The 21,485-nt window shown below is 40.3% G+C and carries 22 protein-coding genes; 17 read left to right on the plus strand and 5 right to left on the minus strand.

Annotated elements, in window-relative coordinates:
• Positions 1-95: 95 nt before the first annotated feature.
• The 15 genes from panC (at position 96) to ABXG83_RS04835 (ending at position 14,756) form a co-directional block, all read left to right on the plus strand.
• The gene (gene panC, locus ABXG83_RS04765) at positions 96-941 is read left to right on the plus strand and encodes a pantoate--beta-alanine ligase (protein ID WP_353550344.1); all 846 of its coding nucleotides are present in this window, start codon (positions 96-98) and stop codon (positions 939-941) included.
• 45 nt (positions 942-986) lie between these two features.
• Positions 987-1,331, plus strand: a complete 345-nt coding sequence (panD, locus tag ABXG83_RS04770) for an aspartate 1-decarboxylase (RefSeq protein ID WP_353550756.1) — start codon at positions 987-989, stop codon at positions 1,329-1,331.
• Positions 1,332-1,380: 49 nt separating this feature from the next.
• The gene (locus tag ABXG83_RS04775) at positions 1,381-2,394 is read left to right on the plus strand and encodes a lysylphosphatidylglycerol synthase transmembrane domain-containing protein (protein ID WP_353550345.1); all 1,014 of its coding nucleotides are present in this window, start codon (positions 1,381-1,383) and stop codon (positions 2,392-2,394) included.
• Entirely contained in the window at positions 2,381-2,878 is a 498-nt protein-coding gene (rfaE2, locus tag ABXG83_RS04780) for a D-glycero-beta-D-manno-heptose 1-phosphate adenylyltransferase (protein ID WP_353550346.1), read from the plus strand. The genes ABXG83_RS04775 and rfaE2 overlap by 14 nt, the downstream gene beginning before the upstream one ends.
• A gap of 128 nt (positions 2,879-3,006) precedes the next feature.
• Positions 3,007-5,097, plus strand: a complete 2,091-nt coding sequence (gene ppk1, locus ABXG83_RS04785) for a polyphosphate kinase 1 (RefSeq protein ID WP_353550347.1) — start codon at positions 3,007-3,009, stop codon at positions 5,095-5,097.
• Positions 5,078-5,968 carry an exopolyphosphatase gene (locus tag ABXG83_RS04790; RefSeq protein WP_353550348.1) on the plus strand — a complete coding sequence of 297 codons (891 nt, stop codon included), beginning with the start codon at positions 5,078-5,080 and terminating at the stop codon, positions 5,966-5,968. Before ppk1 ends, ABXG83_RS04790 begins: the two co-directional genes overlap by 20 nt.
• An 84-nt stretch (positions 5,969-6,052) precedes the next feature.
• Positions 6,053-6,868, plus strand: a complete 816-nt coding sequence (gene panB / locus ABXG83_RS04795; protein WP_353550349.1) for a 3-methyl-2-oxobutanoate hydroxymethyltransferase — start codon at positions 6,053-6,055, stop codon at positions 6,866-6,868.
• A gap of 78 nt (positions 6,869-6,946) precedes the next feature.
• Positions 6,947-7,753, plus strand: a complete 807-nt coding sequence (locus tag ABXG83_RS04800; RefSeq protein WP_353550350.1) for a hypothetical protein — start codon at positions 6,947-6,949, stop codon at positions 7,751-7,753.
• Between the two features lie 44 nt (positions 7,754-7,797).
• Entirely contained in the window at positions 7,798-8,883 is a 1,086-nt protein-coding gene (locus tag ABXG83_RS04805) for a sensor histidine kinase (RefSeq protein WP_353550351.1), read from the plus strand.
• Positions 8,880-9,578, plus strand: coding sequence for a LytTR family DNA-binding domain-containing protein (locus tag ABXG83_RS04810; protein WP_353550352.1), 699 nt, complete (start codon positions 8,880-8,882; stop codon positions 9,576-9,578). The genes ABXG83_RS04805 and ABXG83_RS04810 overlap by 4 nt, the downstream gene beginning before the upstream one ends.
• Positions 9,579-9,797: 219 nt before the next feature.
• On the plus strand, positions 9,798-11,321 hold the full coding sequence (locus ABXG83_RS04815; protein WP_353550353.1) for an aldehyde dehydrogenase family protein: 1,524 nt from the start codon (positions 9,798-9,800) through the stop codon (positions 11,319-11,321).
• 10 nt (positions 11,322-11,331) lie between these two features.
• The gene (locus ABXG83_RS04820) at positions 11,332-11,853 is read left to right on the plus strand and encodes a DinB family protein (RefSeq protein ID WP_353550354.1); all 522 of its coding nucleotides are present in this window, start codon (positions 11,332-11,334) and stop codon (positions 11,851-11,853) included.
• A gap of 56 nt (positions 11,854-11,909) precedes the next feature.
• Positions 11,910-12,389 carry a YdeI/OmpD-associated family protein gene (locus ABXG83_RS04825; RefSeq protein WP_353550355.1) on the plus strand — a complete coding sequence of 160 codons (480 nt, stop codon included), beginning with the start codon at positions 11,910-11,912 and terminating at the stop codon, positions 12,387-12,389.
• Positions 12,390-12,551: 162 nt separating this feature from the next.
• Positions 12,552-14,240 carry a S8 family peptidase gene (locus ABXG83_RS04830; protein ID WP_353550356.1) on the plus strand — a complete coding sequence of 563 codons (1,689 nt, stop codon included), beginning with the start codon at positions 12,552-12,554 and terminating at the stop codon, positions 14,238-14,240.
• Between the two features lie 6 nt (positions 14,241-14,246).
• Complete coding sequence (locus ABXG83_RS04835; RefSeq protein WP_353550357.1) at positions 14,247-14,756, plus strand: DinB family protein; 510 nt, start codon at positions 14,247-14,249, stop codon at positions 14,754-14,756.
• A 68-nt stretch (positions 14,757-14,824) separates the two neighbouring features.
• Here ABXG83_RS04835 and ABXG83_RS04840 read toward each other — a convergent pair whose 3' ends face one another.
• Positions 14,825-15,385, minus strand: a complete 561-nt coding sequence (locus tag ABXG83_RS04840; protein ID WP_353550358.1) for a YceI family protein — start codon at positions 15,383-15,385, stop codon at positions 14,825-14,827.
• 124 nt (positions 15,386-15,509) lie between these two features.
• On the opposite strand from ABXG83_RS04840, the gene sucC reads away from it, so the two are divergent.
• A complete protein-coding gene (sucC, locus tag ABXG83_RS04845; protein ID WP_353550359.1) occupies positions 15,510-16,721 on the plus strand; it encodes an ADP-forming succinate--CoA ligase subunit beta in 1,212 nt (403 codons plus the stop codon).
• A gap of 70 nt (positions 16,722-16,791) precedes the next feature.
• Here sucC and ABXG83_RS04850 read toward each other — a convergent pair whose 3' ends face one another.
• Genes ABXG83_RS04850 through ABXG83_RS04865 form a run of 4 tightly spaced genes read right to left on the minus strand, consistent with a single transcriptional unit; the run spans position 16,792 to position 18,419 of the window.
• Complete coding sequence (locus ABXG83_RS04850) at positions 16,792-17,424, minus strand: SprT-like domain-containing protein (RefSeq protein ID WP_353550360.1); 633 nt, start codon at positions 17,422-17,424, stop codon at positions 16,792-16,794.
• Complete coding sequence (locus ABXG83_RS04855; RefSeq protein WP_353550361.1) at positions 17,411-17,803, minus strand: hypothetical protein; 393 nt, start codon at positions 17,801-17,803, stop codon at positions 17,411-17,413. Before ABXG83_RS04855 ends, ABXG83_RS04850 begins: the two co-directional genes overlap by 14 nt.
• A gap of 2 nt (positions 17,804-17,805) precedes the next feature.
• Positions 17,806-18,024, minus strand: coding sequence for a hypothetical protein (locus tag ABXG83_RS04860; RefSeq protein ID WP_353550362.1), 219 nt, complete (start codon positions 18,022-18,024; stop codon positions 17,806-17,808).
• The gene (locus ABXG83_RS04865; RefSeq protein ID WP_353550363.1) at positions 18,024-18,419 is read right to left on the minus strand and encodes a hypothetical protein; all 396 of its coding nucleotides are present in this window, start codon (positions 18,417-18,419) and stop codon (positions 18,024-18,026) included. Before ABXG83_RS04865 ends, ABXG83_RS04860 begins: the two co-directional genes overlap by 1 nt.
• Before the next feature lie 143 nt (positions 18,420-18,562).
• Here ABXG83_RS04865 and ABXG83_RS04870 point away from each other — a divergent pair, with 143 nt between their 5' ends.
• Positions 18,563-21,445: a tetratricopeptide repeat protein gene (locus ABXG83_RS04870; protein WP_353550364.1), complete on the plus strand. Its 2,883-nt coding sequence runs from the start codon at positions 18,563-18,565 to the stop codon at positions 21,443-21,445.
• The last annotated feature ends 40 nt before the right edge of the window (positions 21,446-21,485 follow it).

Here is a 21,485-nt window from a genome sequence, read left to right on the forward strand (position 1 = left end):
CGTTTTTTTGCGGGACTCGTAAAATGAGTGGGCAAAGGTACATAAAATAAACAGAACAGCATTAGTTGGCTGAATTGACCACAATCTGAACCCCTATGATTCTTTTCAGAAAAGGAGACGAATTAAAAAAATATTTAATTGCTAAAACAGGGCAAGGCCTCAACATTGGGTTTGTACCTACAATGGGGGCTCTCCATGAGGGGCATCTTTCATTGATCAGGGCTGCCAAAGAAAGGTCAGACCTGGTGGTTTCCAGCATTTTTGTGAACCCGACCCAATTCAATGACCAACAGGATTACCTCCACTACCCTAAAACCATCGATCAGGATATTTTAGCCCTTGAAAAATCTGCCTGTGACATATTATTCATGCCAGATGTCAAGGAAATCTATCCAGACAACTATTTGCCTCTTTCTTATGACCTCGGATTCCTAGAGACTGTTCTGGAAGGAAAATTCAGACCCGGACATTTTCAGGGGGTTTGTCAGGTTGTAGACAGAATGTTGGAGATCGTCACCCCCGGCTTACTTTTTTTAGGGCAAAAAGATTACCAACAATGTATGGTGATCGAACGGCTGATTCAATTGAAACATCCATCGACCCGCCTACTCATTGTTCCTACCATGCGTGAAAAAAATGGGCTAGCCATGAGTAGCCGAAACTTACGTTTGAGTACTACCGATAGAGTAAAAGCAGAAGCCATCTATAAAGGTTTGATGAAAATCAAAGCCCAATTACAACAGGGCACTCTTCAGCAGTTATGCGAGGAAGTAAGTAACGACTTATTGGATGCAGGATTTGAAAAAGTAGATTATATCAGTATCTCTCATGCTACCACACTGGCCCCAGTAAACGAATGGGATGGCAAAACACCGTTGGTAGCTTTGGCAGCGGCTTTTATTTCCGGGGTTCGCTTAATTGATAACATTCCTCTCACATAATCGAAGTCTTTATATCCATTTGAACAGACTATTTTTGCGCGCATGATGCAAATTGAAGTACTCAAATCTAAAATACACCGTGCCGTTATCACGGAAGCCAATCTTCATTATGTGGGCAGTCTGACACTCGATGAAGACCTGATGGATGCTGCTAATTTCATTGAACATGAAAAGATTCAGGTAGTGAATGTGAACAATGGAGAAAGATTGGAAACCTATATCATCAAAGGTAAAAGAGGCAGTGGTATTGTTTGTTTAAATGGTCCGGCTGCACGTAAAGGTGCGGTGGGAGATCTCGTAGTAATCATTTCTTATGCTATTATGGATTTTGAAGCTGCTAAAACATTTAAACCCTGGGTCGTATTTCCAAAAGAAGGGAATAAGTTATAGTGGTACATCCTGCTTTGTAAATTCGTAATTTACCCCTCTGATCAATCGTATGAAAAAACAACTCCTCTCTATTGGAAAGTTTGCCCTGTTTCTGGGTTTGGGATTGTTTCTCGTATGGTGGAGTTTGAGACAGATACCCGATGATAAATGGGGGGAATTCAGAAATAGTTTACGCAATGCCAACTATTGGCTGCTGATCCCTGTCTTTGTGATCCTCATTGCCAGCCACTTGCTTCGGGCGCTTCGCTGGAAGATCCTGATGGAGCCGATGGGTTACCGGCCAAGATCCTTGAATACTTTTTTTGCTGTCATGATCGGCTATCTCGCCAATCTGGCTTTTCCTCGTTTGGGCGAAGTCTTGAAATGCACTTTACTTGCCCGCTATGAAAAAGTGCCCGCAGAAAAATTAGTAGGAACCATCGTTGCAGAAAGAGCCGTGGATGTTGTTTCATTAGGGATCGTTTTTCTTTTGACACTGGTGACCCAATATGATATCCTGGCTGCATATGGACAAGAATTGATCGGTAAGCTGTTGGATAAAGGCGGATCTGTGCCTATGTCTGTATTACTACTGATCGCCGGAATCATATTGGTAGGTATCATTGTAATACGCGTTTGGTTCAAGCAGTTTGCACATTTGAAGATCGTGATCATGATCAAAAAGATCATTGCAGGTGTTTGGGAAGGTTTAATGAGCATTCGTCACCTCAAGCGAAAAGGTATTTTCATCTTGTACAGTATAGGTATTTGGTTTTTGTATACCGCCGGAACATGGGTTGGCCTACTAGCGACTTCAGGAACCGCGCATCTGGGATGGGGCGAAGGATTGAGTGTATTGGCTTTTGGAAGTATTGGCATGATCGTTACACCCGGTGGTATTGGTGCTTATGCATTCTTTATTGCCAAACTATTGGAAGAATATAATATCCCATTTGAACTTGGCTTTGCCAATGGTAATCTGCAATGGTTCGCTCAATTCATGATCGTTCTGCTTGCGGGTGGATTGAGTTTATTGCTACTGCCAGTTTATAATAAAAAAAACAATCAACATGAGAGCCGTTAATGCAATAGAGCAAAAGATCATGACATTACCTCAGTTGCTGGCACGTGTGGCTGCATGGCGTATTACGGGAAAGAAAGTAGCTTTTACCAATGGTTGTTTTGATATTTTACATGAAGGACATATTTTCTCCCTCAATGCTGCTGCCAGTGAAGCAGATTATTTGATCGTGGGAGTGAACAGTGATAACAGCGTTAAGAAACTAAAAGGCCCTGAAAGACCTGTCAACAATGAACACAGCCGTTCATTATTATTGGCCAGCTTAGCCGTTACCGATGCCATCATTGTTTTTGATGAAGACACCCCACATACCCTTATCACTGCGATCTTACCGGATGTTTTGGTCAAAGGCGGTGATTATACCGTTGAGCAGATCGTGGGATCAAAAGAAGTGATCGCCAATGGCGGAAGAGTGGTCATCAATCCGATCGTAGAAGGGTTTTCAACAACGGGTATCATTCAACATATCAAGCAATCGTATTCTTAGTATCGTGCTTGTTCGTCTTTCTTAGATAGTATTCAATCGATAAACTTAACATTCCACTCTCCTTCTCTTTTTTATATTTGAATGGTTAGATTGATTATGCCCTAGGCTTGGACTAATAACTATTTTTTGTGAAAAAGCATCTTATACAGCGTGACATCAGTTGGCTCAGTTTTAATGCAAGGGTTTTACAAGAAGCGAATGACCCTTCAGTTCCCTTAAAAGAAAGGATCCGCTTTCTGGGTATCTTTTCCAATAATACCGATGAATTTTTCAGGGTTCGTGTAGCTACTCTAAAACGCATGGTAGAATATGCGGATAAAAGACGTAAGCTCAACATGCATATGGAAGATGATCCACAATCCATCATCGATCAGATACAAACCATCGTCCTTCAGCAACAAAATGAATTCAATCGTATTTGGGATGACATCATCAGAGAGTTGAAAAAAGAAAAGATCTTTTTGATCAATGAAAAGCAACTGAATAAAGAACAGAAAAGATATGTAAGCGATTTTTTTGATGAACAGGTTCGTTCCAATATCATCCCGTTGATGATCGAAAGCTTACCACAACTACCTTATCTGCGAGATAAAAGTATTTATCTGGGTGTAGTGATGCGCAAAAAAGATTCTGCATACGATCAGAAATATGCATTGATCGAAGTTCCGGCCAAAGATGTTGGAAGATTTGTATTGCTACCTTCTAAGCAAGGTGAAAAGCACATCATTTTATTGGAAGATGTGATCAGACATAACTTGCCTGAGATCTTCACTTATTTTGATTACGATTATTTTGATGCACATGTTTTCAAAGTAACCAAAGATGCTGAGATCGATATTGACAATGATGTAAGTACCACCTTCGTTGAAAAGATCGAAAAGGGATTGAAGAACAGACGCAAAGGAAAACCGGTTCGCTTTGTATACGACAAAGAAATGGATGCGGGTTTATTGGAATACCTGATCCGTCGTTTGAACCTCAACCGGAAAAGTAATATCATTCCGGGTGGAAGGATACATAACTTTCGCCATTTCATGGATTTTCCGGATGTGTTTGACAGTAAGAACACACGTCGCCCTTCATTTACACATCCGGCCATACAAGGCAGTATGCGTGTTACAGATGTGGTATTGAAAAAAGATGTGATGCTGCATTTCCCCTATCACTCTTTCCATACGGTTATCGATTTATTACGCGAAGCGGCCATGGATCCTGATGTCAAATCGATCAAGATCACTGCCTATAGACTTGCTTCGAATTCGAAAGTCATCAATGCATTGATCAATGCTGCACGTAATGGCAAAGAAGTGATCGTAATGCTGGAACTAAAAGCCCGATTTGATGAAGAAGCCAATCTCGAATGGAAAAAAATTCTGGAAGAAGAAGGTGTTCGTGTGTTATTGGGAATTCCTAAAATGAAAGTGCATGCCAAACTCTGCATCATTAAAAAAAGGAAAGGAAACAAAACAGTACAATACGGATTTGTAAGTACCGGCAACCTGAATGAAAAAACAGCGAAGGTTTACGGAGATCATTGCTTACTCACAGCCAACAGAATGGTGATGGCTGATATCAACCGGATCTTCAACTATCTCGAAAACTGGAAGACCGCTGCTGCACAGCTAAAACAGTGCAAAACATTGATGGTGTGTCCAACCAATATGCGACAAGAACTGACCACCCTGATCAATCGGGAAGTAAAGGCAGCCAAAGCAGGGAAAGAAGCTGTTATTACACTAAAAGTGAACTCACTGAGTGATGCAGCACTGATCGATAAATTGTATGCTGCAGCAGCTGCAGGTGTTGAGATCAGATTGATCGTTCGTGGTATCTTCTGTGCAGTGATCGATCATAAAAAATTCAAACAACCTATTCGTGCCATCAGTATTGTAGACGAATACCTGGAACATGCAAGGGTGTTGATGTTCCATAATGGCGGACATGAAAAAATTTATATCTCCAGCGCCGACTGGATGGTAAGGAATCTGGATCATCGCATTGAAGCAGCTATTCCCGTCATGGATACTGCGATTCGCGAGGAATTGAAACAGATTATCCACATTCAATTAAGAGACAATGTAAAAGCACGCATCCTCGACAAAGAATTAAAAAACAACTATGTACCTTCCGCAGGTAAAAAAAGGGTTCGCTCTCAGATCGAAACCTATCAATACTTACACCGGAAAAACATAGCAACTGTTGAGGCTCGCCGCAATTGATATTGGAAGTAATGCTGCTCGTTTACTTATTTCTGAAGTAACACATGATGCAGCAGGTAATCCGCGATTCAATAAACTGAATCTTGTTCGTGTACCCCTGCGCTTGGGTTTTGATGTTTTTGAAAAAGGAGAAATTTCCAAAGAAAAAAGAGGAATGGTTTTACAAACCATGAAGGCCTATGGACATTTGATCAATGCCTATGGTGTTCAGCATACCATTGCCTGTGCAACCAGCGCCATGCGTGATGCACGTAACAGTGCTGACCTTATCAGAAAAATACGATTAGAGACAGGACTTGAAATTGAGATCATCAGTGGTGATCTCGAAGCATCGATCATTTATGAAAACCATGTGGCAGAAAACATGGATACCGATCATAGCTATCTGTATATTGATGTAGGAGGCGGTAGTACAGAACTTACTTTTTTTGCCGAAGACAGACTGGTTTTCAAACAATCTTTTAATATCGGTACGATTCGATTACTGAAAGATATGGTAGAGGATCATCACTGGAATGAAATGAAGGAGATGATCAAAACGAAAACCAAAGGATATAAGAAAATTGTAGCGATTGGTACCGGGGGAAATATCAATAAAGTTTTTTCTCTCAGTAAAAAGAAAGATGGCAAGCCATTACCGATCGATCTGTTGAAAGATTATTACAAAGAAATTTCCAGCTTCACGCTGGAAGACCGGATCAATATTTACAAGTTGCGTGAAGACCGTGCAGACGTAATTGTACCTGCCTTACAGATCTATATCAATGTGATGCGATGGGCAGATGCCGATGAGATCTATGTACCCAAAATTGGTTTAGCTGACGGGCTTATTCAACACCTTTACTCTGAATTAACCTTACAACAACAGTAATTCGTTTGTAAACATTTGGGTAATCCTAAAATCTGCCTACTTTGCACTGTTTCCGATCCGGAAAGATGATTAAAAACCAATGTCATGTCTGTTCATAAAGATGTCAAGAAAATCACTACCAATACATTGCTGAAAATGAAGGCTGCGGGAGAGAAGATCTCCATGATCACAGCCTATGACTATTCCTTTGCACGTTTATTTGATGAAGCAGGTATCGATGTTGTTTTGGTGGGTGACAGTGCCAGTAACGTGATGGCCGGACATGAAACAACGGTGCCGATCACATTGGATCAAATGATCTACCATGCGCAGTGTGTTGTAAGAGGGATCGACCGCTCATTGGTAGTCGTGGATCTGCCTTTTGGGTCCTATCAATCAAACTCAGATATTGCCCTTGCCTCTGCCATACGTATCATGAAAGAAAGTGGCGCACATTCCATAAAGCTGGAGGGAGGATCAGAAGTGGTGGAAAGCATTCAAAGAATTGTATCAGCAGGCATCCCTGTTATGGGGCATCTTGGCTTGACGCCACAATCGATCTATAAATTCGGGACCTATAATGTGAGAGCCAAAGAAAATGAAGAGGCTGAAAAACTGAGAAAAGATGCCAAGTTATTAGAAGAAGCGGGCTGCTACGCGATCGTTTTGGAAAAAATACCCGCAGCATTGGCAACTGAAGTCAGCAACTCATTGACCATTCCTACTATTGGTATCGGTGCAGGCTCAGGCTGTGATGGACAGGTTTTGGTGATGCATGACATGCTGGGTATCAACAATACTTTTAAGCCTCGTTTTTTAAGACAGTACTTGAATTTACAGGAACAGATACAGGGTGCTGTGGGTCAATATATTAAAGATGTAAAATCCGGAGATTTCCCATCAGAAAAAGAATCTTACTAAATCTTTACCGATGAAGACCCCTTCTTCACCCAAAATGATTGTTTATTTTCATCAGGAAAAATAGATTTGAGAAACACTATGTTTCGATACAACGTCATACTCCTCATTTTTCTATCGCTGGGTATTATCCGGGTTTCCGATATACAGGCCAATGACTTTTGTGACACCCTACCCTTAAAGCATATTACTAACGGAGAATTAGATGATTGGGATCCGGCCTCCTTTGATATTGACGAAGTTTCAGGTATTCGTTTTGCTACAGAAAATGACAAGGAGAAATTATACGTTGCAATGTATATTGTCAATAAATCCGTGCAATCTAGAATTTCACAAGCGGGTATGCAGTTAATGATCGATATAAAAGGGAAAAAAAGAGAATCAACTTATATCGAATTCCCCGTTAAAAAAGAACCTTTAACTGCTTCCTTCAATCAAAATGTACAAGGGCAAGATCAATCATTTACCGATCGACTTGCAGCCAGTATGTTATTCTTGAAGAAAAAAGGATTCAAAGATCAGTTACAAGATATAGAAATAGAGCCGGTTGGAACTGCTTCCGATATCCAACTATCATTTGGATGGGATGAAAGAAATATACTTTATATCGAGTATGAAATTCCATTTAAAAGATTAGCATTAATGGAAGGTTTAACTGGCAAGGAAATCTCAGTTGGCTTTAAATTGAATGCACAAGAATCGCTTCCGCAGCCACCCTCCCCTGCTGTACCGATTGGATCATTCAATGCCAGACTGGTAGCTGTTCCAGCAGGGAGTATGCCCCCAGCTAGCAGCAGAACAAATGGTATTCAAAACAGCAACGCTGGTTCTACTAACAAAATATTGGAACCGCAACAATTATTTTGGATGAAACACGTGCTTAATTAGTATTATTATATAACCTTATTCATTACCATCATTAATCTGATCTTTTGACAAACGATAAAAAAATAATTACAGTCTTCACGCACATGGTTGCATGGGCTTGTTTTTTCTTTGTGCCTTATCTGGTCTTCTTTCCTCGTTTGAGAGAATTCAGTATGAGTGACAACATGCTCGCAACCATCATCTGCAATAATGTTTTCATTGTACTGTTCTATTATTTCAATACACATGTTCTCGTACCGAAATTGTTGATCAATAAAAGATGGGGATGGTATATTCTTTCGATAGCAGCCTGTTTAACAGCTTTTCTGTTTTTGCCTAAAGAAATTGCCAATCTGATTGTTGAACCTGAATTCATTCGTCAGAACAATGAGTTCATCCGAAACCCTGATTTCAAAGGCACTCCAAAACTTACGAGAGCACCCAGAAGAGCCAGACCTATTGCGGATCCATATAATACAGTCTTGTTCTTATTGGTATTTGCGTTTGGAACCTGTATCTCTGTAACCCAACGTTGGCTTAGAACAGAACAAACCAAAAAAGAAACAGAAAACGAAAAACTGAATACAGAGTTATCATTTCTGAAATCACAGGTAAACCCGCATTTCTTTTTCAACACCCTGAATAATATTTATTCGCTTGCAGTGGTAAGAAGTGAAAAAACAGCGCCTGCTGTGATGAAACTTTCATCCATTATGCGTTATATCCTTACAGAAACGGAACGTGATCTGGTACCTTTGAATAATGAGGTGGATTTCATTCATAACTTTATTGAATTACAACAAGTAAGACTAACAGATAAGGTGACCTTGCACTTTTCTGCCAAGGGAGATGTTGACACTATGTTGATTGCCCCTTTAATGTTCATACCATTTGTAGAGAATGCTTTTAAATACGGAGTGAGTACCAAAGAAGTATCAAAGATTGATATCTCAATTGACACCAAGGACAACATCATTTATTTCTCAGCCACTAATAATATTGTTGCAGCGGATAATAGTTTAATGGAGAATACTGGCATTGGTATCAACAATGTTAAAAGAAGATTGGAACTAATGTATCCTGATCGCCATAAACTCATTACAACCATTGAAAACAACATTTACATTGTAAAATTGGAGATTACAACATGATTCATTGTATTGCCATTGATGACGAGCCACTAGCATTACAACTGGTTCAGGAATATTGCGCGAAGATCTCTTTTCTGAAACTGGAAAAGACCTTTACCAATACCGATGAAGCCATTGCCTATATGCAATCCAATACGGTCGATCTTTTATTTCTGGATATTCAAATGCCTGATATTACCGGTATTCAGTTTTATAAAGGTTTATCTGAAAAACCGCCGGTGATCTTTACCACTGCATATAAAGATTTTGCAGTAGAAGGTTTTAATGTAGACGCGGTTGATTATCTGCTCAAGCCTTTTGAATATGATCGTTTTTTAAAAGCTTGTTATAAAGCTAAGGAATACATCGAATTCCTTAGCTCTCAGGAAGTGCAGCTGAATTCACTCTTTATAAAAGTGAATTATGAGATCATGAAGATCAACCTGAAAGACATTGATCTGATTGAAGCACTCGATGATTATATCAAGATCTATATCAAACCCAACCCGGTACTAACGCTGATGACATTAAAAAGTATTCAGGAAAAATTACCGCCGCGTGATTTTGTGAGGGTTCACCGTTCATTCATCATTCCTATTGCAAAAATTGAAAAATTCAGCAAATCAAAAGTATGGATCGCAGGTAAAGAAATACCTATCGGCAGCAGCTACAGCAGTGTGTACGATCAGTTATTAGAAATTTCAAAAACAAAGTAGCCATTCCCCGATTTTGATAAGCCCCTCACCTATCAATCGGCGAAAAAAATAAACAAAAAGATAGTTTTACTCTGTAAATGCTGAAAGGCGTTTCATGCAGGGTTTTAGATAATAAAGTATCACAAAGTTGTTCTCAACACGGTGATACTTTTTTTATGCCTGTCAATCTCTTCAGGTGCTCTTTTTTGAATCCATTACCTTTACCAAAATTTAACCTGCATGGATTTTTTAGCACAATTAGGTATTCAGTCTGTAAATCCCGGTGCATCTACCGGTACTCAATGGATCGATAGTAAAGCCTCTGTTATCAGCTCCTCTTCTCCTGTTGATGGTAAATTGATCGGTACAGTTCAGTCAACTGATGAAGCTACTTATCAAACAGTTGTACAACAGTCTGCAAAAGCATTTGAAAGTTGGCGTGAATGGCCTGCACCCAAACGTGGTGAAGTAGTTCGCCAGGTAGGCGAAGCTTTGCGCAAGTACAAAGAGTCTTTAGGTAAATTGGTGAGTTATGAAATGGGCAAAAGTTTACAAGAAGGATATGGAGAAGTTCAGGAGATGATCGATATCTGTGATTTTGCAGTGGGATTATCCAGACAATTACATGGTCTGACCATGCATAGTGAAAGACCCAAACACCGTATGTATGAACAATGGCATCCATTAGGTATCACCGGTATTATTTCTGCTTTTAATTTCCCTGTTGCAGTATGGAGCTGGAATGCAGCCTTGGCATGGGTTTGTGGCAATACTACGATCTGGAAACCCAGTGAGAAAACGCCGCTTTGCTCTATTGCTGTACAAAATATTGTTGCAGAAGTTTTCAAAAACAATCAGGTTCCTGAAGGCGTGAACTGTCTGATACAAGGAGCCCGCGAAGTAGGTGAATGGATGAGCAATGATAATCGGATTCCATTGATCTCTGCAACAGGTTCTACCAGAATGGGTAAGATCGTTGCCGCAACAGTGGCTGCCAGACTTGGAAAAACCATTTTGGAATTGGGTGGTAATAATGCCATTATCATTTCAAAAGAAGCAGATCTGGATATGGCTTTGATCGGTTGCGTATTTGGGGCCGTAGGTACTGCCGGACAACGATGCACCACTACCCGTAGATTGATCATTCATGAATCGGTATATGAAACCTTCAAAGCGAAATTGGTGAAGGCTTATGGACAATTGAGGATTGGTGACCCATTGGATACAAAAAACCATGTAGGGCCATTGATCGATCAGGAGGCAGTACAATTGTATCTTAAGTCGATCGAAGCCTGTAAAGAACAAGGTGGTCGATTCATTGTGGAAGGGGGTGTATTAAATGGTAGCGGATATGAAAGCGGTTGTTATGTAAAACCATGTATCGCTGAAGCAGAAAATCATTTCCCGGTAGTACAACACGAAACATTTGCTCCGATCTTATACATCATGAAATATAGCGATCTGAATGAAGCGATCTCTTTTCAGAATCATGTACCGCAAGGACTTTCTTCTGCGATCATGACCTTAAACATGCGAGAAGCAGAACAATTCCTTTCACATGCAGGAAGTGATTGTGGTATCGCGAATGTAAATATTGGTACCAGCGGTGCTGAAATTGGTGGTGCTTTTGGTGGTGAAAAAGAAACCGGTGGCGGAAGAGAAAGTGGCAGTGATGCATGGAAAGCTTATATGCGTCGCCAAACCAATACCATCAATTGGAGTACACAATTGCCTTTAGCTCAAGGCATTCAATTTGACCTTTAATTGTATTGATATGCATATCTCCGTATCAGATGCCGTCAACCTCTTAAGCAGAACACCTCAATTATTAGAAGATCTGCTGCTGGATATTCCCGACGCTTTACTTCATGCCAATGAAGGAGGTGATAGCTGGAGTCCTTACGATGTGGTGGGGCATCTGATACACGGAGAAAAAACAGATTGGATACCGAGGATGAAGATCTGTTTATCGGATGACAATCATAAAACCTTCACTCCTTTTGATCGCTTTGCACAATTTGAAGATAGCAAGGGTAAAAGCATTCTTGAGTTACTGAAAACATTTCGCTCACTTCGTGAAGAAAATCTCACCATACTGAATGATTTTCAGCTCAGTCCTGCAGATTTTGAAAGAACGGCCATCCACCCTGCTTTCGGAACAGTGACACTTCAGCAACTATTGGCTACATGGGTGGTACACGATCAGAATCATATTTATCAGATCACAAGAACCATTTCACATCAATACCGGGAAGAGACAGGACCTTGGAAAGCGTATCTCAGAATCATACAATAAACAACTGAACCTGTTCAAGTGTAGATTGTAGTACAGAAAAATACAACACTGTAACTATGGTAATAAAAAAGAACGCCATCATCGATCAGTCTGATGGCATGCACTTTATTGGCATTGATACACCAACAGCAGAAAAGTTTAGTAAAAAGGGAATCAAAAGATGTATTTGTATACTCAATGGGAAATCGAGTTTACATGTTGCATTACAGTCTAGAAAAGAAGAGGGTTATATTATTTATATTAGTAAGCGGGTATTAAAAGAATTGAACCTGAAAAAAGGAGTAACCGTACAACTTGAATTAAAAGAAGATAAAAGTACATTTCAATTTGAAGAAGCCATAGAATGGACTGAAGTGCTTGAAACAGATCCTGAGGCTAAAATTATCTTCGATCAACTCACTCCCGGTAATAAAAGAAGTATTCTCTATTTGATTACCCGTATAAAATCTTCCGATAAAAGAATCGAACGGTCTTTGCATATTGCCGAGCAACTCAAAAGGGGTATACACAGTGCAGCTAAGCTGCTGAAAAAATAGACCTTGATCCACTCCCGAAATTTGTTAAGAAAAACTAAAAAAAGAAGTGTTATCAATAGGGCGCTATTGCAACTGCGCCAAGATTTTCCTAAATCACGCTGCAGCGGTTAATTTTTCATTATCATTACGGAAATTTGTGCTGATCGTTAAACTATACATTCGATGCTTCGCGGGATACTCAGTTTATTAGCCATACCCTTTTCTGCGCTTATTGTACATGCGCAACAGGTACCTAAGGCCTGGTTTCAAATGGATTACAATAAGGATTCATTCTACGGGATCAGTTTATACAAAGCCTACGATTTTTTAAAAGAGCGTAACAAAAAAAGTGAACCGATCATTGTTGCTGTATTGGACTCAGGTATCGATACAACGCATGAAGACTTAAAGCCGGTGCTTTGGCGCAACCCAAAAGAAATTCCTGGAAACAATAAAGACGATGACGGTAATGGATATATAGATGATGTGTACGGATGGAATTTTTTAGGAAATAAAGATGGTAGAAATATTAAAAAAGCATCCGATGAGCGCTCAAGGGTTTTTCATAGATGGAAAGATCAGTTCGCTAATAAAAATTTGAATCCGGAAGAAATGACGGAAAAACAGCGTGAACAATTCTTTATCTGGAAAAAAGCCTTGAACCAGATGAATTTCAGTCATGAAGAGCAAATGGAATTGATGTTTGTTGAAGTGACTGCGAAAGCCTTAAAAAAGCATGATAAGATCTTACGTCAGGAAATGGGCTGTGAAGAATATACCTGTGAAAAATTGGAGCAGTTTCAACCCGTCAGTAAAATGGGTAAAGAAGCAAAGCTGGGTTTTCTTACCTGCATGAAGATGATCGGATTGGATGCTGAAGAAAAAAACACGGTACTGTTAACACAGTTGGAAGAATATATTGATGGGAAAAAGACAGCTTTTGAATCCAAAGAAAAAGCACCAAGAGATTATCGCGCTGAGATCATCGGCGATAATTACTACAACTTGAATGACCGCTTTTATGGTAACGGAGATGTAATGGGACCCAACCCTGATCACGGCACCCATGTTAGTGGACTGATCGCTGCTCAGCGAAACAATGGTATTGGTATTGATGGTGTTGCAGATAATGTACGCATCATGATGTTGCGTGTGGTTCCGGATGGTGATGAATATGATAAAGATATTGCTCTGGCCATTCGTTATGCAGTAGATCATGGTGCCAAAGTGATCAACATGAGTTTCGGAAAATCTTTCTCCCCGGAAAAGAACTGGGTAGACAGTGCAATACGCTATGCAGAGCAAAAAGATGTATTGGTATTACATTCATCCGGAAATGATGGAGACAATATTGATGAGAAAGAAGTTTATCCAAACCCATGGCTGCAAGAATGGAACACTTTAGCCAGCAACTATATTACGGTTGGTGCCAGCAGTGATCCAAAGATCACAGGCAGTATCACGGCTGAATTCAGTAATTATGGTAAAGAAAAAGTAGATCTTTTTGCACCAGGTGTGAAGATCTATTCTACAATGCCCGGAGGGAATAAATATGGTAACCAGCAAGGAACCAGTATGGCCACTCCAATTGTAAGTGGTATTGCAGCGATGATACGTTCGTACTACCCGCAACTATCAGCGGTACAAGTAAAACAGATCATCGAAAAATCGGTATTGATTCCGGAATCATCTGCCTACTGTTTCCGTCCGGGTGAAAAAGCCAGTATTGTTCCATTTAATCAATTATCCAGAACCGGAGGTATTGTGAATGCCTACAATGCCATGGTGGCGGCTGAGCAGTGGATACAACAAGCGAATAAGCCTGCAACAGAAACCAAGACCACGAACGTTAAGAAAAATAAGTCCCACTAATTATTTATGAGCAGACCGCAACCCGGTGAGTACAACTCATTTTTTGAGCGATACATCAACCAAACAAAAGCACAGAATGCACATGCATTGCTGGAAGAATTGACTACCGTTCTCGAACACTTCTATACAACATTACCCGAATCAAAAGCTGATTATGCTTATGCGCCCGGTAAGTGGACCTTAAAAGAAGTGTTACAACATGTAACAGATACAGAAAGAATCTTCAGCTATCGCTTACTAAGGATAGCCAGAAAAGATACTACTCCTCTCCCTTCTTTTGAAGAGAATGATTATGTAGCCAATGCTGATGCCAATCGCAGAAGTTTTGATGCGATCAAACAAGAGTTTTTGGCTGTCAGAAAATCCAGTAATCTACTGATCGAATCACTTACAGAATCACAACTAAATAATAGAGGTATTGTAAGTGGCACAGAAACTTCAGCCAATGCCATCGCTTTCATATTGTTTGGACATTTGATGCATCATAAGGCTGTGATTGAAGAGCGATACCTTTAAATACATTTTCCTATAAAAAAGAAAAGGACTTCAATTGAAGTCCTTTTCTTTTATGCGATCAGTTATGCTTATTTAGCAAACAAATGAATTGCCAATTGTACGTCTTTAGCAGGGCCATTGTACAAGATTCCGAATGCAGTTCTGTCTACGCTGAAATAAGCCTGACCAAACAGACCTTTTTCACTTGCGCTACGAATATTTGCATTGAATTTTACTGCAACAGTAGCTCCTTTGATGTTCAGGTTACCGCTGATCTCGCAAGTACCTTCTCCGGTATAATTTACACCTGTAATAGTGTAAGTAGCTTCACCAAATTTAGCTACATCAAAAAAGTCAGCAGACTTCAGGTGACCAGCCAATCTGTCTCCGGCACCATCTGTTACTTTCAGGTTAGCCAGGTCAATTACAAAGCTACCACCAGTCAGTTTACCGTTCTCAACTTGTACTTGTCCACTTTTTACAGTGAAAGAACCGGTATGAAAGTCGCCGGCTTTAGAACCGATCCAATCAACACGGCTTTTCTCAGCCACAACATTCAAAGTGGTAGGTGCTTTTTTGTTTTCACCCGTAAAAGAAGAAAGGCCGATCAATAATGCGGCACTCATCAAGGTCAAAAATGCTTTTTTCATAATGTTTTTCGTTTTTACAGTTTTTGAAGCTTCCGTAAAATTAGGGGAATTAATGTTACAACAATAAAATTTCGCCTTAAATCTGAATGCCTGATTCTCTTATCTTCGCAAAAATTTTTCCCGTATGAATCTTCATGAATATCAAGCCAAGGAATTGCTGAAAAAATACAATGTACCGGTGCAGGAAGGCATTGCGGTAGACACGGTAATGGCGGCCGAAGAGGCATATCGCCAAATCAAGACCCAAACCGGTAACAATTTTGCTGTTATAAAGGCTCAGATCCATGCCGGTGGACGTGGTAAAGGAAAAATAGAAGGTACTGAGCAGCGTGGTGTTGCCGTGGCTAAGAGTGTTGAAGATGTGGCTACGATTGCCAAAAACATACTCGGGGGTACACTGGTGACCATTCAAACCGGTCCTAGCGGTAAAAAAGTAAATAAGATCCTCATCGCTCAGGATGTATATTATCCGGGTCCTAACCCTGTAAAAGAGTTCTACCTCTCTATCCTTCTGGATCGTGCGAAGGGTATGAATGTAATCATGTATAGCACTGAAGGTGGAATGGATATTGAAGAAGTAGCACACAATACCCCTGATAAGATCTTCAAAGAGTGGGTGCATCCAGGTGGTGGCTTACAGGGTTTCCAGGCACGTAAGATCGCCTTCAACCTGGGACTTAGCGGAGAAGCATTCAAGAATTGCGTAAAATTCGTGACCAACTTATATAACGCTTATGTTGGACTGGATTGCGGTATGCTGGAGATCAATCCTTTGTTCAAAACAAGTGATGAAAAGATCATCGCGGTAGACTGTAAAATGAACATTGATGATAATGCATTGATGCGTCATGCTGATACAGCTGCTTTACGTGATGTATCAGAAGAAGATCCTACGGAAGTAGAAGCCGGACAATACAACCTCAACTTCGTAAAACTGGATGGTAACGTAGGTTGTATGGTAAATGGTGCAGGTTTGGCAATGGCGACCATGGATATGATCAAATTAAGTGGTGGTGAACCTGCCAACTTCCTGGATGTAGGCGGTACTGCGAATGCTCAAACCGTGGAAGCAGGTTTCCGTATCATCATGAAAGATCCAAACGTAAAAGCGATTTTGATCAACATCTTTGGTGGTATCGTTCGTTGTGACCGTGTTGCTGCTGGTGTGATCGAAGCATACAATAAATTGGGCAATATTGAAATCCCTATCATTGTAAGATTACAAGGTACCAATGCTGTTGAAGCGAAGAAACTGATCGATGAAAGTGGATTGAAAGTTCAATCTGCTATTGAACTCAGTGAAGCGGCAGAGCTGGTTAAAAAAGCAGTAGCTTAATCGAAGCTTTGAAAAAATACAAAAGCTCTGGCTAGAAGCCGGAGCTTTTTTTTGCTTGAAACGAGTAATGCTATTGATGTGAATGAATCATTTTAACCTCCATCACTGCGCTGAATGAATAACGCAGTCCTGTAGACAATTCCACACATTCATATCTTTTTCTTCTCAGTTTTCCGCGTCGAAAGACCCGACCATTATCCATCTGGAATAATTCTCCCTCTGCAATATCCGCTACGTGTGCATATCCACTCCTTTGTTGTTTATTGTATTTCCGAAGTACCAGCAATAAAGCTGTTTCACCATTCGCAGTGGCTGCGGGATTCATGACCGAATACTGCAGCGCCTGTTCAACATCTTCCGGAAATACACCCAACTGAATAAAATGCAGGAGCAGCTTTGCATAACAGGCTTTCCATTCCGCCCCATGTGCTTCTACCCGATTACGATATTGCTCAAAAGTGAGGAGATGCGCTAATTCATGTAACAGTGTGATCAAAAACTCATAAGGATTCAGATCACCATTGACCGTGATCCGATGGTTCTTTCCTGCAAATGCATGGCGATAATCGCCCAGTACCGATTTGCGTTTTCTTGTAATGGTAAGATGAACCCGGTACTGTTTGATATAAGCCACAACTTCCTCAAAACTACCTTCGGGAAGAAATGCGGCCAATGCCTGCATGGGATGTTCAGATACGGGCATTCTTTTTGGGATTCTGCCTTAAGAATAAACGAACTTCAATCCAGGTATAGACTACGTACAACCCAAGGGCTGCATAGATCGAATACACACTTTTATCTTTTCCTACCATGGACAGATAAATGATTAGTGCGGCGCCAAACCCGAGCAATTTCAAACCCATACCCGCCATCACAGCACGTACGATTGCATTGGGATTCGGATTTTTAGATGCATTCAGTTGCATCAATAGCCCAACCAACGAGAACAAGAACAGTAAAATATTCGCAATGATCAATACATCTTGCTTCATTCCCCATGCAGCAATCTTCTTATCTCCTACGATCGTGAGCGCATTGACGATCAAAAAGAATAAAACAAGTGGTCTGATTTTTTTTCCCATAATCATTTCTTTGATGTACCTGACGTATCTCTGACCAGTTTGATCAGTGTTCCAGCCAATGCCAATAACGGCAAAAGCCAGATCAATACAGGTTTTGAAAAGCTAAAATATTGATCTGCCCACTTTCCACCATATATGGTTATACACAACAATATGATCAATTGTGTGGCGAGTGAAGCATAGCTAAGTAAGGTTTTATCAGGACGTTGATCGGATGCCATTATTCGCTCGATATATCTGTCTTGGGAATGGCCAGAGAAATGGTGTCTAGTTGAGAAGGGGTATCTCCTGCCAGTACTTTTTTTACTCCATCGATATATTGTTCCTTATATCGGATCGCTTGCTCCAGTGAGTCGGTACGCATTTTCAGCATTTGAAGTGCGGCCCTGCTTTCACGAGTTCCATAACCCGGTATATAATATTTCAATGGAGAAAAAGCGATCAATGCAATGGTAAGTCCGACCAATAATACGAATACAGTACTCAATCCTATATACACACTGAGACGTGATAATCGGAAAGTGACCACTTCTTCATACGTATCATCATTCATCACTACGAGACGATAGTTATTTCTGATACGCTTAAGATTATTATTACTATCGGAATTGACCATAGACTAAAATCAGGTTAAAGGTAATGATGAATTAGGTTTTCAGCGCTGCCGAAAGGGAAATAACTGTATTTTTAAGTGATTTTATGCAGATCTACCATCGAATAAGATTTTCCGGGATGATTTTACGTTCTATTCTACCATGCTTGTCACTGATTTTTCTGTTTTTAACCGGAGAAATCGTGGCGCAGCCTTATTCCACCATCGAACTCAAAAAGGAAAAGCCTTATGAGAACCGGACATTACCCTCGGAAAAATCAGGCAATAAAAAATTCACTCTTCCCAAGCGTATCTATAACAATACAGTTACTCATTTCAACTATTATTTCAATGCGAACCAGCGCATGAACGAGATCGTTGACAGAGCCACTGAATCGCACCGAGATGATTACACACAATTACTATCTTTTTATGATTACGATCTTGAAACCACAGCACAAGATCAAATTGATACCGTGTTGTATAAATGCACAGCAGGTATTTTACTGCATGATCTAAGAAGTGATTGGGTAGATAATCTGTACCTGCTCATGGGCAAAGCCTATCTCTTCAGAAAAGATTTTGATTCTGCACTGCATGTGTTTCAATATATCAATTATGCATTTGCGCCTAAAGACGATGGCTATGATGTGCCAATTGGAAGTAATGTCAGCAATTCCGGAGGTATTTTTTCGATTTCTACCAACGAGAAAAGAAATCTCTGGAAGAAAATGACTACTACACTTCCCAGCAGAAATGAAAGTTTTCTCTGGATGGCCCGCACTTATATTGAACAAGATAAAACAGCGGAAGCTGCAGGATTAATCGCCCTATTAAGAAGTGATGCATTATTCCCAGCCCGTTTACAAGCTGAACTGGATGAAGCAAGTGCCTATCTGTTTTATAAACTCAATGCTTATGACAGCGCAGCTTTTTATCTGACCCGTTCCCTGAAAAAAGGAAATGATCTTCAGGATAAAGCAAGAACCTATTACCTGGCTGCTCAACTGTATGAAAAAGCCAATAAAAATAGCGATGCCATCAAAAATTTTACAGAAGCGATCCGTCATGCAAAAGATCCTTTCATGGAAGTGTATGCAAGATTGAACATCGCTGCTCTTGCAACCGGTGAGAAAGACAATGCCTTACAAGAGAACCTGAACGAGTTACTAAAAATGGCAAAAAAAGATAAGTATGATGTGTATCGCGATATCATTTATTATGCCGCTGCAAAACTGGAATTGAGCAGAAAAGCCTATCCGGCTGCTCAACAGTTGCTATTAAAAAGTGTAGCCCTCAGCAGCGACAATCCGATTCAAAAACAAAAGAGTTTTTTGTTATTGGGTGACTTGAATTATGACCGCAAATCATACAGTCAATCTTTCCGTTTTTATGATAGTGTAGAAGCCAGACTATTACCTGATGATGAAAAATCAAGAATTGAAACACGCAAACCGGCGCTACAACTTATCAGCATCAATGAAGAAAATATTGCACGTGAAGACAGTGTTCAGAAGATAGCAGCGTTAACTGAAACTGCCAGAACTGACTACCTTAAAAAATTACTGCGCCAGATCAGAAAAGAAAGAGGCATCAAAGAAACTGAAGAACCTTCTTTCGGTGCAGATCTTGCAGTTGATTCCAAAAACACAGGTGATCTTTTTGGTAACAATAACGCCGATTTTTATTTCTTGAACAGTAACCTGAAGAGTCGGGGTTTCAGCGAGTTTAGCAAACGCTGGGGTAATAGACCGAATGTAGATAATTGGAGAAGACAATCGGCGCTTGATAAGATCATCTCTACACAACAAACACAAGCTGCCGTATCTCAGGATGGAAAAGCAGCACCTAAAAAAGAAGAACTGAGTCTTGAATCCTTGACAAATGCCATTCCGCTCACACAGGAACAGATGGAACTATCTAATACCATCATCATTCGGGCATTGCTGGATAATGGAAAGATATTCCAACAACAATTAGACGATTATCCTTCTGCCATTGAAGTATATGAAGAACTGCTCAGGCGTTTTCCGCAATCGACAGAAGCAGAAGAAGCCAGTTTCTTATTGATGCAGTGTTATCGTAAAAATAATAACCAAAAAGCTGCAGACTCATTATCACAGGTATTCAACCGTCAATATTCGGATAGTAAGTTTTTGTATGGTAATACGAGCAATCTTCGACAGCAAGATCCCAAAGACAAATTGTACGATAACATTTACAACCTTTTTATTGAAGGGAAATTTGATGCAGCCATCAAAGCCAAAAAACAAGCTGAACAAACCCTGAATAATTCACAATGGACGCCGCAGCTGCTGTACATTGAATCGATCTATTATATAAAAGAACGTAATGACAGCACAGCGATCAATCGACTTGAACAATTGATCAACAATTTCCCGAGTTCCCCTTTAGCAGAAAAAGCGGGCACCATGATCGATGTGATCAAAAGAAGAGGAGAAATTGAAACATATTTATCCGGCTTGAATATTGAGCGGCCTGTAGAAACGGTTACACGATCAGTAGATCTTTCCGGACCGGCCAATGTGATCACTACCACTCCTCAACGCAAAGACAGTGCTGCACCTGCCATCAAAGACCTGAAGCAAACACCGGGTTTAAATATTACCAATGCTGTCAAATCTCCGGTACAGACCATTGAACTGGATTACGAGTTTGTTGCCACCGATACGCAATATGCTGCTGTGGTGTTAACAAAAGTGGATGGTATGTTTATTGGGGAAGCAAGGAATGCTTTTAATAGATTTAATCAGGAACGATATTTCAATCGCAGATTAGGTATCATCACTCAACCAGTAGTTCCGGAGATCCAACTTCTATTGATCGGTCCTTTTAAAGATGCGAATGAAGCTGTCGGCTATACAGATGTGGTAAAGCCATTGGCAGCCAGCCGTATCCTACCTTGGTTAAGTGCTGATAAATATGGGTTTTTGATTATCAGTCCGGCCAATTTACGGATCCTACAAACCAAAAAAGATGCGGGTGCTTATAGAGCCTTCCTGCAAAAAATATTACCCGATAAATTTTAACGACCCTGAAGAGGAGCTTCACCAACTCTTCTTTAGCTTT

Origin of the sequence: Sediminibacterium sp. KACHI17 (genome assembly GCF_040362915.1) — a bacterium.
Classification (GTDB): Bacteria; Bacteroidota; Bacteroidia; order Chitinophagales; family Chitinophagaceae; genus Sediminibacterium.

Coding starts and splice junctions, on each gene's coding strand:
- ABXG83_RS04815 (WP_353550353.1), top strand. CDS start 9,798: ATGGATTTTTTAGCACAATTAGGTATTCAGTCTGTAAATCCCGGTGCA.
- panC (WP_353550344.1), top strand. CDS start 96: ATGATTCTTTTCAGAAAAGGAGACGAATTAAAAAAATATTTAATTGCT.
- panD (WP_353550756.1), top strand. CDS start 987: ATGCAAATTGAAGTACTCAAATCTAAAATACACCGTGCCGTTATCACG.
- ABXG83_RS04825 (WP_353550355.1), top strand. CDS start 11,910: ATGGTAATAAAAAAGAACGCCATCATCGATCAGTCTGATGGCATGCAC.
- ABXG83_RS04830 (WP_353550356.1), top strand. CDS start 12,552: ATGCTTCGCGGGATACTCAGTTTATTAGCCATACCCTTTTCTGCGCTT.
- panB (WP_353550349.1), top strand. CDS start 6,053: ATGTCTGTTCATAAAGATGTCAAGAAAATCACTACCAATACATTGCTG.
- ABXG83_RS04865 (WP_353550363.1), bottom strand. CDS start 18,419: ATGGTCAATTCCGATAGTAATAATAATCTTAAGCGTATCAGAAATAAC.
- ABXG83_RS04810 (WP_353550352.1), top strand. CDS start 8,880: ATGATTCATTGTATTGCCATTGATGACGAGCCACTAGCATTACAACTG.
- rfaE2 (WP_353550346.1), top strand. CDS start 2,381: ATGAGAGCCGTTAATGCAATAGAGCAAAAGATCATGACATTACCTCAG.
- sucC (WP_353550359.1), top strand. CDS start 15,510: ATGAATCTTCATGAATATCAAGCCAAGGAATTGCTGAAAAAATACAAT.
- ABXG83_RS04775 (WP_353550345.1), top strand. CDS start 1,381: ATGAAAAAACAACTCCTCTCTATTGGAAAGTTTGCCCTGTTTCTGGGT.
- ABXG83_RS04855 (WP_353550361.1), bottom strand. CDS start 17,803: ATGGGAAAAAAAATCAGACCACTTGTTTTATTCTTTTTGATCGTCAAT.
- ABXG83_RS04860 (WP_353550362.1), bottom strand. CDS start 18,024: ATGGCATCCGATCAACGTCCTGATAAAACCTTACTTAGCTATGCTTCA.
- ABXG83_RS04820 (WP_353550354.1), top strand. CDS start 11,332: ATGCATATCTCCGTATCAGATGCCGTCAACCTCTTAAGCAGAACACCT.
- ABXG83_RS04800 (WP_353550350.1), top strand. CDS start 6,947: ATGTTTCGATACAACGTCATACTCCTCATTTTTCTATCGCTGGGTATT.
- ABXG83_RS04840 (WP_353550358.1), bottom strand. CDS start 15,385: ATGAAAAAAGCATTTTTGACCTTGATGAGTGCCGCATTATTGATCGGC.
- ABXG83_RS04850 (WP_353550360.1), bottom strand. CDS start 17,424: ATGCCCGTATCTGAACATCCCATGCAGGCATTGGCCGCATTTCTTCCC.
- ABXG83_RS04835 (WP_353550357.1), top strand. CDS start 14,247: ATGAGCAGACCGCAACCCGGTGAGTACAACTCATTTTTTGAGCGATAC.